Consider the following 12,974-nt stretch of genomic DNA (forward strand, 5'->3'; position numbering starts at 1 on the left):
AGGCATCATGGCTTCAGAAAATATGACGCCGCAGGATTACATAGGTCACCATCTGACGAACCTTCAGATTGACCTGCGTACATTCTCGCTGGTGGATCCGCATAACGCCCCGGCCACCTTCTGGACGCTCAACATCGACTCCATGTTCTTCTCGGTGGTGTTGGGTCTGTTGTTCCTGGCCATGTTCCGTAGCGTTGCTAAAAAAGCAACTAGCGGCGTACCAGGGAAATTCCAGACTGCAATCGAGTTGGTTATCGGTTTCGTGAATGGCAGCGTTAAAGACATGTACCACGGCAAGAGCAAACTGATTGCTCCGCTGGCGTTGACGGTCTTCGTCTGGGTATTCCTGATGAACCTGATGGACCTGTTGCCTATCGATTTACTGCCGTTTATCGGTGAAAAAGTATTAGGCCTTCCTGCTCTGCGCGTGGTTCCGTCTGCTGACGTGAACATCACCCTGTCGATGGCGCTGGGCGTGTTCATCCTGATTCTTTTCTACAGTATCAAAATGAAAGGCGTAAGCGGCTTCGTGAAAGAGCTTACCTTGCAGCCGTTCAATCACTGGGCGTTCATTCCGGTCAACCTGATTCTGGAAGGCGTGAGCCTGCTGTCCAAACCAGTATCACTTGGTCTGCGACTGTTCGGTAACATGTATGCGGGTGAGCTGATTTTCATTCTGATCGCGGGTCTTCTGCCGTGGTGGTCACAGTGGGTTCTGAATGTGCCATGGGCCATTTTCCACATCCTGATCATTACGCTGCAAGCCTTTATCTTCATGGTTCTGACGATCGTCTATCTGTCGATGGCGTCTGAAGAGCACTGATTCTTTACCAACACTACTACGTTTTAATTGAAACAAACTGGAGACTGTCATGGAAAACCTGAATATGGATCTGCTGTACATGGCTGCCGCTGTGATGATGGGTCTGGCGGCTATCGGTGCTGCGATCGGTATCGGCATCCTCGGGGGTAAATTCCTGGAAGGCGCAGCGCGTCAACCGGATCTGATTCCTCTGCTGCGTACTCAGTTCTTTATCGTTATGGGTCTGGTGGATGCAATCCCAATGATCGCTGTAGGTCTGGGTCTGTACGTGATGTTTGCTGTCGCGTAGTAGTAGTTTAAAACCCTAAGCCACAGAAATTTAAGAGGTATTGTGCTGTGAACATGAACGCAACAATCCTCGGCCAGGCCATCGCGTTTATTCTCTTTGTCTGGTTCTGCATGAAGTATGTATGGCCGCCTTTAATGGCTGCCATCGAAAAACGTCAGAAAGAAATTGCTGACGGCCTGGCTTCTGCAGAACGTGCTAAGAAAGATTTGGACCTTGCACAGGCCAACGCGACAGACCAGCTGAAAAAAGCGAAAGCGGAAGCTCAGGTTATCATTGAACAGGCTAACAAACGCCGTTCTCAGATCCTGGACGAAGCGAAAGCTGAAGCAGAACAGGAACGCACTAAGATCGTGACACAAGCTCAGGCTGAAATTGATGCTGAGCGTAAACGTGCTCGTGAAGAACTGCGTAAGCAGGTTGCGATTCTGGCTGTTGCTGGCGCCGAGAAGATCATCGAACGTTCCGTGGATGAAGCTGCTAACAGCGACATCGTGGACAAACTTGTCGCTGAACTGTAAGGAGGGAGGGGCTGATGTCTGAATTTGTTACGGTAGCTCGCCCCTACGCCAAAGCAGCTTTTGACTTTGCTGTCGAACACCAAAATGTCGATCGCTGGCAGAATATGCTGGCGTTTGCGGCTGAGGTTACGAAAAACGAACAAATGGCTGAGATGCTCTCAGGTGCTTTAGCGCCAGAAACCCTCGCCGCGTCGTTTATCGCCGTTTGTGGTGAGCAACTGGATACCAATGGCCAGAACCTGATTCAGGTTATGGCTGAAAATGGTCGTCTACGAGTGCTCCCTGATGTTCTTGAGCAGTTTGAGCACTTACGTGCCCTTAGTGAAGCTACCGCAGAAGTTGAAGTAACTTCTGCGACTGAACTGAGTGAAGAACAGCTTGCGAAAATCACTGCCGCGATGGAAAAACGTCTGTCACGCAAAGTTAAGCTGAATTGCAAAATCGATAAGTCTGTAATGGCAGGCGTAATCATCCGTGCGGGTGATATGGTCATTGATGGCAGCGTACGCGGCCGTCTTGAGCGCCTTGCAGACGTCTTGCAGTCTTAAGGGGACTGGAGCATGCAACTGAATTCCACCGAAATCAGCGAACTGATCAAGCAGCGCATTGCTCAGTTCAATGTTGTGAGCGAAGCTCATAACGAAGGTACTATTGTTTCTGTAAGTGACGGTGTTATCCGCATCCACGGCCTGGCCGATTGTATGCAGGGTGAGATGATCTCCCTACCGGGTAACCGTTACGCTATCGCACTGAACCTGGAGCGCGACTCCGTAGGTGCAGTTGTGATGGGTCCGTACGCTGACCTTGCCGAAGGCATGAAGGTTAAATGTACTGGCCGTATTCTGGAAGTTCCGGTTGGCCGTGGCCTGCTGGGTCGCGTTGTTAACACCCTGGGTGCGCCAATCGACGGTAAAGGTCCGGTTGAGCACGATGGCTTCTCTCCAATCGAAGTTATCGCCCCTGGCGTTATCGAACGTCAATCCGTTGATCAGCCTGTACAGACTGGTTATAAGTCCGTTGATGCCATGATCCCAATCGGTCGTGGTCAGCGTGAACTGATCATCGGTGACCGTCAGACCGGTAAAACAGCAATGGCTATCGATGCCATCATTAACCAGCGCGACTCGGGTATCAAATGTGTGTACGTGGCTATCGGCCAAAAAGCGTCCACCATTTCCAACGTTGTTCGTAAGCTGGAAGAGCACGGTGCGCTGTCTAACACGATCGTTGTGGTTGCAACTGCTTCTGAATCTGCTGCACTGCAATACCTGGCTCCGTATGCAGGTTGCGCGATGGGCGAATACTTCCGTGACCGTGGTGAAGATGCACTGATCGTATACGATGACCTGTCTAAACAGGCTGTTGCTTATCGTCAGGTTTCCCTGTTGCTCCGTCGTCCACCTGGACGTGAAGCATTCCCGGGCGACGTATTCTATCTCCACTCTCGTCTGCTGGAGCGCGCATCTCGCGTTAACGCTGAATACGTTGAAGCTTTCACCAAAGGTGAAGTGAAAGGTAAAACCGGTTCCCTGACCGCTCTGCCGATTATCGAAACCCAGGCGGGTGACGTTTCTGCGTTCGTTCCGACTAACGTAATTTCCATTACCGACGGTCAGATCTTCCTGGAAACCAACCTGTTTAACTCCGGTATTCGTCCGGCAGTTAACCCAGGTATCTCCGTATCTCGTGTTGGTGGCGCAGCTCAGACCAAGATCATCAAGAAACTGTCCGGTGGTATCCGTACCGCTCTGGCACAGTATCGTGAATTGGCTGCGTTCTCTCAGTTCGCATCTGATCTGGATGAAGCAACCCGTAAACAGCTGAGCCATGGTCAGAAAGTGACCGAGCTGCTGAAACAGAAACAGTATGCCCCTATGTCTGTTGCACAACAGGGCCTGGTGCTGTTCGCGGCTGAACGTGGTTACCTCGAAGATGTGGAGCTGGCGAAAATCGGTAGCTTCGAAGCCGCTCTGCTGGCTTACGTTGACCGTGATCACGCTCCGCTGATGCAAGAGATCAACCAGACCGGTGGCTATAACGACGAAATCGAAGGCAAGCTGAAAGCTATCCTCGATTCCTTCAAAGCAACCCAGTCCTGGTAATCGTCCGACGGCTTGTCTCAGGACAAGCCGTCTGGCATTGAGGAGAAGCTCATGGCCGGCGCAAAAGAGATACGTAGTAAGATCGCAAGCGTCCAGAACACGCAGAAGATCACTAAAGCGATGGAGATGGTCGCCGCTTCCAAAATGCGTAAATCGCAGGATCGCATGGCGGCCAGCCGTCCTTATGCAGATACCATGCGCAAAGTGATTGGTCACCTTGCGAACGGTAATCTGGAATATAAGCATCCTTACCTGGAAGAACGCGACGTTAAGCGCGTGGGCTACCTGGTGGTGTCTACCGACCGTGGTCTGTGCGGTGGCTTGAACATTAACCTGTTCAAAAAGCTGCTGGCGGAAATGAAAGTCTGGTCCGATAAAGGCGTTCAGAGCGATATCGCAATGATCGGCTCTAAGGGTGTTTCTTTCTTTAATTCCGTGGGTGGCAATATTGTTGCCCAGGTGACGGGTATGGGTGATAACCCATCCCTGTCCGAACTGATCGGCCCGGTTAAAGTGATGTTGCAGGCCTATGATGAAGGCCGTCTGGACAGGCTGTACGTTGTCAGCAACAAATTTATTAACACCATGTCTCAGTCTCCAACCCTGACTCAGTTGCTGCCTTTACCGGCATCAGAAGATGAAGAGTTGAAACAAAAAGCCTGGGATTACCTGTATGAACCCGATCCGAAACCGCTGCTGGATACCTTGCTGCGTCGTTACGTTGAATCACAGGTTTATCAGGGCGTGGTAGAAAACCTGGCCAGCGAGCAGGCCGCACGTATGGTGGCGATGAAAGCCGCGACCGACAATGGCGGCAGCCTGATTAAAGAGCTGCAGTTGGTATACAACAAAGCTCGTCAGGCCAGCATTACTCAGGAACTCACCGAGATCGTCGGTGGTGCATCCGCGGTATAACCAGGTTAATTCGTAGAGGATTCAAGATGGCTACTGGAAAAATTGTCCAGGTAATCGGCGCCGTGGTTGACGTCGAATTCCCTCAGGATGCCGTACCGCGCGTGTACGATGCTCTTGAGGTTAAGAATGGTAACGAGAGCCTGGTGCTGGAAGTTCAGCAGCAGCTCGGTGGTGGTATCGTGCGTACTATCGCCATGGGTTCTTCCGACGGTCTGCGTCGTGGTCTGGAAGTTAAAGACCTCGAACACCCGATCGAAGTCCCGGTAGGTAAAGCTACACTGGGTCGTATCATGAACGTATTGGGTCACCCAATCGACATGAAAGGCGACATCGGTGAAGAAGAGCGTTGGGCTATCCACCGCGCAGCACCGTCCTACGAAGAGCTGTCCAGCTCTCAGGAGTTGCTGGAAACCGGCATCAAAGTTATCGACCTGATGTGTCCGTTCGCTAAGGGCGGTAAAGTCGGTCTGTTTGGTGGTGCGGGTGTTGGTAAAACCGTGAACATGATGGAGCTGATCCGTAACATCGCGATCGAACACTCCGGTTATTCTGTGTTTGCAGGTGTGGGTGAGCGTACTCGTGAGGGTAACGACTTCTACCACGAAATGACCGACTCCAACGTTCTGGATAAAGTATCCCTGGTTTATGGCCAGATGAACGAGCCACCAGGAAACCGTCTGCGCGTTGCGCTGACCGGTCTGACTATGGCTGAGAAGTTCCGTGACGAAGGTCGTGACGTACTGCTGTTCGTTGATAACATCTATCGTTATACCCTGGCAGGTACTGAAGTATCAGCACTGCTGGGTCGTATGCCTTCAGCGGTAGGTTATCAGCCGACTCTGGCGGAAGAGATGGGTGTTCTTCAGGAACGTATCACCTCCACCAAAACCGGTTCTATCACCTCCGTTCAGGCGGTATACGTACCTGCGGATGACTTGACTGACCCATCACCAGCAACCACCTTTGCGCACCTTGATGCAACCGTGGTACTGAGCCGTCAGATCGCGTCTCTGGGTATCTACCCAGCCGTTGACCCGCTGGACTCCACCAGCCGTCAGCTGGATCCACTGGTTGTTGGTCAGGAACACTACGACACCGCGCGTGGCGTACAGTCTCTGTTGCAACGTTACCAGGAACTGAAAGACATCATCGCTATCCTCGGTATGGATGAGCTGTCTGAAGAAGATAAACTGGTGGTGGCACGTGCGCGTAAGATCCAGCGCTTCCTGTCCCAGCCATTCTTCGTTGCGGAAGTATTCACCGGTTCTCCAGGTAAATACGTTTCCCTGAAAGACACCATCCGTGGCTTTAAAGGTATCATGGAAGGCGAATACGATCACCTGCCAGAGCAGGCGTTCTACATGGTTGGTTCCATCGACGAAGCCGTGGAAAAAGCCAAAAAACTTTAACGCCTTAATCGGAGGGTGATATGGCAATGACTTACCACCTGGACGTCGTCAGTGCAGAGCAACAAATGTTCTCTGGTCTGGTCGAGAAAATCCAGGTAACGGGTAGTGAAGGTGAACTGGGTATTTTCCCGGGTCACGCCCCGCTGCTCACCGCCATTAAGCCTGGTATGATCCGCATCGTAAAACAGTTCGGTCATGAAGAGTTTATCTATCTGTCCGGCGGCATTCTTGAAGTGCAGCCAGGCAGTGTGACCGTTCTGGCCGATACTGCTATTCGTGGCCAGGATCTCGACGAAGCGCGAGCCCTGGAATCGAAGCGTAAGGCAGAAGAGCATATTAGTAGCTCTCACGGCGACGTGGATTACGCTCAGGCGTCTGCGGAGCTGGCCAAAGCGATCGCGAAACTGCGCGTTATCGAGTTGACCAAAAAAGCGATGTAACACCGGCTTGAAAAGCAAAAAGCCAGTCTGGTTTCCAGGCTGGCTTTTTTTATGGTGTTGTTCCAGAAAAAATGAAACTGAAAAAGTGTTTTATTATTTTGTGATGTTTATCACAAAAATGTTGATCGGTTAAAAAATGAGGCGTAGACTTCTTTTTTGTGAGGTACATCACAAATTAACGTCAATAACTCAGGATGCCATCATGAAACTGGTCAACAAAATCATCGCCCTCTTCAGCAGCATGAACGTCTCTTTCGGCACGTTTAACCACTAATACGCTGAACGCCGAGTGGCGCTAGGCTTACCGTCTTGTGATAAGCAAAGCGCCATCAGGCTACATCTTCAGTTCTGCCATAACCGCTTCACTATTCAGTAATTCACCCGCCTGATTCGCACTTTTCCCCTTCTCAATAAAGTAATTGGTTCCATCAATATTCCCCACGACCGCATCGTCATATTTACCGGGCTGCGTCCGTATTGATTTGTTGCCTGTGAAGATCCCTTGAGTGGAAGCATCGCCGTACGGGCTTGGCCGGAAAATGAAGTTAAAGCGAAGATTATCTATTGCGATGTTATTCGCGACTTTTAGTGCGCCCGGGTTGAAGTTGTCCGTAAAACCATCCAGATGATTCCCGATAGCTTTGCTGTTAAGGACTTCGTGGGCGACAGGTTGCCCTTCTCCACCGAGTTTAAAGCCATTGCTGGTGTTGTTACGGGCAATGGAGTTCTTGATTACCACGACACCATTTGCACCATCTTCAATCTTGTTGAAAAGATCAAAACCATCATCAATGTTGTCGTGTGAATAACAATTTTCCAGTCGATTACCGTCTCCAACCCGCATTTTGACCGCAAAACCATCCGCGTTAATTTTTCCCGGATCTTCATTGGCATAAGATTCCGAATTGATAATCTGGTTATCCCTGGCCCAAAGTGGACGACCTATGTTCTCGGGGGATGAAATCTGGATCCCTGTATCGTCATTATGATAGGCCGTTACGTTTTCGATCAGATTATGGCTGCCCTGAATACGTAGACTTTTTCCTGTGATATCAATCCCCTTGATATGCCAGTAACTCGTATCCACCAGCAATCCATTGATAACGGCTTTACCATCGGCTTGCAGTGTTTTCAACTTGCTGGCATTGCCACTCGCTGTAAGAGGAATGTCGCTACGCGGATAATTCCCCGCTTGCAGAATGATGGTTCCACCAGGAGGAAGCAGGCTGATGGCTGTGGTTAAATCCAGTGGAGAGTTGAGAGTCCCTTTACCATCGGCTTTTCCGTCAGGCGTTACATAGAACGTTGTTGCCGTTATATCTGTCTGTTTTTCAACGCTGAAATCCTGAGTGACAGGGGTGTTATCCTTTGTGCTGGTGGGCGTAAAGGTGAGACGGAAGTTATTTTTTTCATTGAGCGTGGTGGGTAAGGTATACATCTCTCCGGCATTCACCGATTTATCGTTACCGATCACCACTTCATTTTGCTGAACGCTGAAAACCCCGTCATAGTTTGCCCGAGCCTGCACCAGGTACTGCGCGGATGTACTTTTACTTGCTGAAGCGAGCTGGACGAGCACGGGGATGGCTTTTGCCTGCCAGGGTTTGGATGCTTCTGTTTTAGCAACCGATGTGGTCAGGGACGCATCCGTTACGGTTATTTTTGCATTGCGGGAAGCAAAGAAACCAACGTAGTAGCTGTTTTTATGTTGCACGGAAATTAGATCGGCGCGAGGTACATGCTGGCTCACCCAGGCGTCACTGTCTGCGGGGGCCCAGGCCGTGATAAAACCGTCATTTGTGCGTTCCAGTTTTAAACGGAATGCAGGAGTCTGGTTGATATCAACCTCTTCTTTATAGCTCTGCTTTTTAACCGCTGCCCCTGCATTTCCCCAGGGTTGTGAGATCCCCTCGCGCGTTATGGCCTGCAGTTTTACCCGGTTATGATCTTTTTTATCCTGCGTCATGATGGCATTCATCACCATGTTTGATGCCGCCGGAAACTCTTCATAACCCTCTTTCAGCGGTTGCTGACGTGGAACACCGATAATATCGCGCACGAGAAGGCCAGCACCTTCCTGAGCAGCTGGTTTTGCCCCATTCTCAGGTCCAAACTGGTCAACTCTGACGGTAGCCTGAAGAATAAAATTATCTTTGGCTGGAAGTTCGGTATAGAAAAAGGTTAACCCATCGTGTGAGTTAGCAATCTTACCGCCGCGGCTTTCAAGCGTAATGGCTTTTGATAAATCGGCAGTATCCTGTTGCGTAAGCGTTTTTCCGCCGATAGTGACATCGTTAACGCCAATTTTGGCAGGTAATACGTTGGAGGAAAAATTCACGTCCGTTGACTGCCCGAAGGCAATGGCTTTCCAGACATGCGTGGGTTCTGCTGCAGTCGAAGCTAAAGGTGCGCACATCATCAAGGCCAGAGGTATTTTATAGTTCATCTTATTCTCCTGAGTAATAACTGAGCGTCATTATCATCAAGATGAAACGGTGTTTCTTTTTTGTTCGTCACAATATTCAATTATTAAAACCATGTTTTGATTTTGACCGATCTTTATTCATGAGGCGAAAAAATCGCTAAGCTGTTGTGAGCGTTAGTGACTTACCCGGAGAATGGGATTTTCCAGAGAAAAAGTGATTTATTCGGTCTTAAAAAGTATCCTCAAAGAGCCCGTAACGCCCTGGGTTGAGCGTTTTAGCACCATTCCATTTTATGGCGCAAAATATGTAGAATTTTCAACGTCAAAGGGTTTTACTTCTCACTCAAATTACAGTCAGGACGCGTATGTTGAACAATACGATGAGCGTGGTCATCCTTGCCGCAGGCAAAGGAACCCGCATGTATTCCGATCTTCCGAAGGTGCTGCACACCCTTGCCGGGAAAGCGATGGTGCAGCATGTTATTGATGCTGCAAATGAATTGGGTGCGCGCCACGTCAATCTGGTTTACGGTCACGGCGGAGAATTGCTGAAGCAAACGCTGCGTGATGACAATCTCAACTGGGTACTTCAGGCTGAACAGCTCGGTACAGGTCATGCGATGCAGCAGGCCGCGCCATTCTTCGCGGATGACGAAGACATTCTGATGCTCTACGGCGATGTCCCGCTGATCTCTGTCGAAACCTTGACTCGCCTGCGTGACGCAAAACCGCAGGGTGGCATCGGTTTATTAACCGTGAATCTGGATGATCCCAGTGGTTACGGTCGTATCACCCGTGAAAACGGTAAAGTGACGGGTATTGTTGAGCATAAAGATGCCAGCGATGCACAGCGACAAATCCAGGAAATTAACACCGGTATCCTGATTGCCAATGGCGCAGATATGAAGCGCTGGCTGTCAAAGCTGACTAACAACAATGCACAGGGTGAGTACTATATCACCGACATTATTGCGATGGCGTATCAGGAAGGACGTGAGATCGCTGCAGTACATCCGACACGTATTAGCGAAACTGAAGGGGTGAATAACCGCCTTCAGCTTTCCCGTTTGGAGCGCGTTTATCAGTCCGAACAGGCAGAAAAATTGCTGCTGGCTGGCGTTATGCTGCGCGATCCGGCGCGTTTTGATCTGCGCGGAACGTTGTCTCATGGGCGTGATGTTGAGATTGATACTAACGTTATCGTTGAAGGCAACGTTACCCTGGGTCATCGCGTCAAAATTGGTACGGGCTGCGTGATCAAAAACAGCGTGATTGGTGATGATTGTGAAATCAGCCCGTATAGCGTTGTGGAAGATGCCCATCTGGAGTCCGCCTGTACGATTGGCCCATTTGCACGCCTTCGTCCTGGTGCTGAGCTACTGGAAGGTGCTCACGTGGGTAACTTTGTCGAAATGAAAAAGGCGCGTCTGGGTAAGGGCTCCAAAGCCGGTCATTTGACCTATCTGGGCGATGCGGAAATTGGCGACAACGTGAATATTGGTGCAGGTACGATTACCTGTAACTACGACGGTGCGAATAAGTTTAAAACCATTATTGGGGACGATGTGTTTGTCGGTTCCGACACGCAACTGGTGGCCCCCGTTACCGTTGGCAAAGGTGTCACCATTGCTGCTGGTACGACTGTAACGCGTGACGTTGCGGACAACGAGCTGGTACTGAGCCGTGTGCCGCAGGTCCATAAGCAGGGTTGGAAACGCCCGGTGAAGAAGAAGTAGTCGATTTGTTCCTCACCTTAACTCTCCCCTTGGGGGAGCGGATATTTCGGTGCGGTGTTTTTCTCCCTCGCCCCTTTGGGGAGAGGGCTGGGGTGAGGGGATAATATAATCCTCCCCCCACCAGCAGTACCCATAAAGATAACCCCCACTCTCTACAAGGCTCGGGGGGCCCGGAAACGGGTAAATACAGGTCAGCGACAACGCATGGCATAACGCCATTATCAGGAAATCTAACTATGTGTGGAATTGTTGGCGCAGTTGCGCAGCGTGATATTGCTGAAATCCTTCTCGAAGGTTTACGTCGTCTGGAATACCGTGGCTACGACTCTGCCGGTCTGGCGGTTGTTGATGCAGAAGGTCATATGACTCGTCTGCGTCGTCTCGGTAAAGTACAAATACTGGCACAAGCAGCAGAAGAACATCCGCTGCATGGTGGCACAGGTATTGCTCACACCCGCTGGGCTACGCATGGCGAACCATCCGAAGGTAATGCGCACCCGCATGTGTCTGAACACATCGTGGTCGTACATAACGGCATTATCGAAAACCACGAACCGCTGCGCGAAGAACTGAAAGCACGCGGCTATACCTTTGTTTCCGAAACCGACACCGAAGTAATTGCTCACCTGGTTCACTGGGAGCTGGAGCAGGGCGGTACGCTGCGTGATGCGGTACTACGTGCTATCCCACAGCTGCGTGGTGCATACGGTACGGTGATCATGGATTCCCGCGATCCGAGCACTCTTTTGGCGGCCCGTTCAGGTAGCCCAATGGTTATCGGTATGGGGATGGGGGAAAACTTTATTGCCTCCGACCAGCTGGCTCTGCTGCCCGTTACTCGCCGCTTTATCTTCCTGGAAGAGGGTGATATCGCGGAAGTAACGCGTCGCTCAGTGGAGATCTTTGATAAGTCAGGTTCTCCGGTAAAACGCCAGGAGATCGAATCGAATCTGCAATATGACGCGGGCGACAAAGGCGCTTACCGTCACTACATGCAGAAAGAGATTTACGAACAACCTAACGCGATCAAAAACACCCTGAGTGGACGTATCAGCCATGGTCAGATTGATCTGAGTGAGTTGGGGGCAAATGCCAACGAACTGCTCTCGAAAGTTGAGCATATTCAGATTGTGGCCTGTGGTACGTCTTACAACTCGGGCATGGTTTCCCGTTACTGGTTTGAAGCGCTGGCGGATGTGCCGTGCGATGTCGAAATCGCCTCTGAATTCCGCTATCGCAAATCAGCTGTGCGTCGTAACAGCCTGATGATCACCCTTTCCCAGTCTGGTGAAACAGCGGATACCCTGGCGGCATTGCGTCTGTCCAAAGAGCTGGGTTATCTCGGTTCGCTGGCGATTTGTAACGTACCGAGCTCCTCTCTGGTGCGTGAATCCGATCTGGCGCTGATGACCAATGCAGGCACTGAAATTGGTGTGGCATCGACTAAAGCGTTTACCACTCAGTTAACCGTTCTGCTGATGCTGGTGGCGAAATTGTCGCGCCTGAAAGGGCTGGACGCGTCCATTGAGCATGACATTGTTCACGGTCTTCAGGCGCTGCCGAGCCGTATTGAGCAGATGTTGTCGCAGGATAAACGTATTGAAGCACTGGCTGAAGATTTCTCTGACAAACACCACGCATTGTTCCTGGGGCGTGGCGATCAGTATCCTATCGCGCTGGAAGGCGCGCTGAAGCTGAAAGAGATCTCGTATATTCACGCTGAAGCTTATGCGGCAGGCGAGCTGAAACATGGCCCTCTGGCGCTGATTGATGCGGATATGCCGGTCATCGTTGTTGCACCGAACAACGAACTGCTGGAAAAACTGAAGTCCAACATCGAAGAAGTTCGTGCCCGTGGCGGCCAGCTGTATGTCTTCGCCGATCAGGATGCCGGTTTTGTCAGTAACGACAATATGCACATCATTGAGATGCCGCATGTGGAAGAGGTGATTGCACCAATCTTCTACACCGTTCCATTGCAGTTACTGGCTTATCACGTCGCGCTGATCAAGGGCACAGACGTTGACCAGCCACGTAACCTGGCGAAATCAGTAACAGTAGAATAATCACGACAGGCTCCACCTTCGGGTGGGGCTTTTTTACCCACTCCGGCTTGTTTTTAATCAACTCTTCCTCGCTTTTATTTATGACAATCTGTCATATTCAGCTACTTTTTTTAGTGTCACGGAAAGAAAATATTTCTGAAAACGTACTGTCATGTTTGTGGTTAACGTGATGATTATTAATGCTTATTTTGGAGAATCCTAAGTGGGATTTTCAATGTCATAAAACTGTCATATTTCGTACATTTATCTGT

11 protein-coding genes are annotated in these 12,974 nt (G+C 50.5%); 10 read left to right on the forward strand and 1 reads right to left on the reverse strand.

All coding sequences use genetic code 11. The features are described 5' to 3' along the window. The first annotated feature begins 7 nt into the window (after positions 1 to 7). The 8 genes from atpB to GF617_RS13400 are packed head-to-tail and all read left to right on the forward strand — an operon-like array spanning position 8 to position 6,496. Complete coding sequence (gene atpB, locus GF617_RS13365; protein ID WP_181621585.1) at positions 8 to 823, forward strand: F0F1 ATP synthase subunit A; 816 nt, start codon at positions 8 to 10, stop codon at positions 821 to 823. Positions 824 to 872: 49 nt separating this feature from the next. Then, positions 873 to 1,112: a F0F1 ATP synthase subunit C gene (gene atpE, locus GF617_RS13370; RefSeq protein ID WP_000429386.1), complete on the forward strand. Its 240-nt coding sequence runs from the start codon at positions 873 to 875 to the stop codon at positions 1,110 to 1,112. A 47-nt stretch (positions 1,113 to 1,159) separates the two neighbouring features. Next, complete coding sequence (atpF, locus tag GF617_RS13375) at positions 1,160 to 1,630, forward strand: F0F1 ATP synthase subunit B (protein ID WP_014072436.1); 471 nt, start codon at positions 1,160 to 1,162, stop codon at positions 1,628 to 1,630. Between the two features lie 14 nt (positions 1,631 to 1,644). Then, the gene (gene atpH, locus GF617_RS13380) at positions 1,645 to 2,178 is read left to right on the forward strand and encodes a F0F1 ATP synthase subunit delta (protein WP_181621586.1); all 534 of its coding nucleotides are present in this window, start codon (positions 1,645 to 1,647) and stop codon (positions 2,176 to 2,178) included. Positions 2,179 to 2,190: 12 nt separating this feature from the next. Then, the gene (atpA, locus tag GF617_RS13385) at positions 2,191 to 3,732 is read left to right on the forward strand and encodes a F0F1 ATP synthase subunit alpha (RefSeq protein WP_181621587.1); all 1,542 of its coding nucleotides are present in this window, start codon (positions 2,191 to 2,193) and stop codon (positions 3,730 to 3,732) included. 51 nt (positions 3,733 to 3,783) lie between these two features. Next, positions 3,784 to 4,647 carry a F0F1 ATP synthase subunit gamma gene (gene atpG, locus GF617_RS13390; RefSeq protein WP_181621588.1) on the forward strand — a complete coding sequence of 288 codons (864 nt, stop codon included), beginning with the start codon at positions 3,784 to 3,786 and terminating at the stop codon, positions 4,645 to 4,647. A 26-nt stretch (positions 4,648 to 4,673) separates the two neighbouring features. Then, positions 4,674 to 6,056 (forward strand): F0F1 ATP synthase subunit beta, encoded by a 1,383-nt coding sequence (atpD, locus tag GF617_RS13395; RefSeq protein ID WP_181621590.1) that lies wholly within the window; start codon positions 4,674 to 4,676, stop codon positions 6,054 to 6,056. Positions 6,057 to 6,076: 20 nt separating this feature from the next. Then, on the forward strand, positions 6,077 to 6,496 hold the full coding sequence (locus tag GF617_RS13400; RefSeq protein WP_006177560.1) for a F0F1 ATP synthase subunit epsilon: 420 nt from the start codon (positions 6,077 to 6,079) through the stop codon (positions 6,494 to 6,496). Between the two features lie 334 nt (positions 6,497 to 6,830). Here GF617_RS13400 and GF617_RS13405 read toward each other — a convergent pair whose 3' ends face one another. Further along, positions 6,831 to 8,942, reverse strand: a complete 2,112-nt coding sequence (locus GF617_RS13405) for a right-handed parallel beta-helix repeat-containing protein (protein ID WP_203451825.1) — start codon at positions 8,940 to 8,942, stop codon at positions 6,831 to 6,833. 344 nt (positions 8,943 to 9,286) lie between these two features. Between GF617_RS13405 and glmU the strand changes: the two genes are divergently transcribed. Next, entirely contained in the window at positions 9,287 to 10,657 is a 1,371-nt protein-coding gene (glmU, locus tag GF617_RS13410; protein ID WP_181621593.1) for a bifunctional UDP-N-acetylglucosamine diphosphorylase/glucosamine-1-phosphate N-acetyltransferase GlmU, read from the forward strand. 236 nt (positions 10,658 to 10,893) lie between these two features. Then, positions 10,894 to 12,723 carry a glutamine--fructose-6-phosphate transaminase (isomerizing) gene (gene glmS / locus GF617_RS13415; RefSeq protein WP_203451826.1) on the forward strand — a complete coding sequence of 610 codons (1,830 nt, stop codon included), beginning with the start codon at positions 10,894 to 10,896 and terminating at the stop codon, positions 12,721 to 12,723. Positions 12,724 to 12,974: the final 251 nt, after the last annotated feature.

The sequence above is a fragment of the Lelliottia sp. RWM.1 genome, from assembly GCF_016859735.1.
Taxonomy (GTDB): domain Bacteria; phylum Pseudomonadota; class Gammaproteobacteria; order Enterobacterales; family Enterobacteriaceae; genus Enterobacter.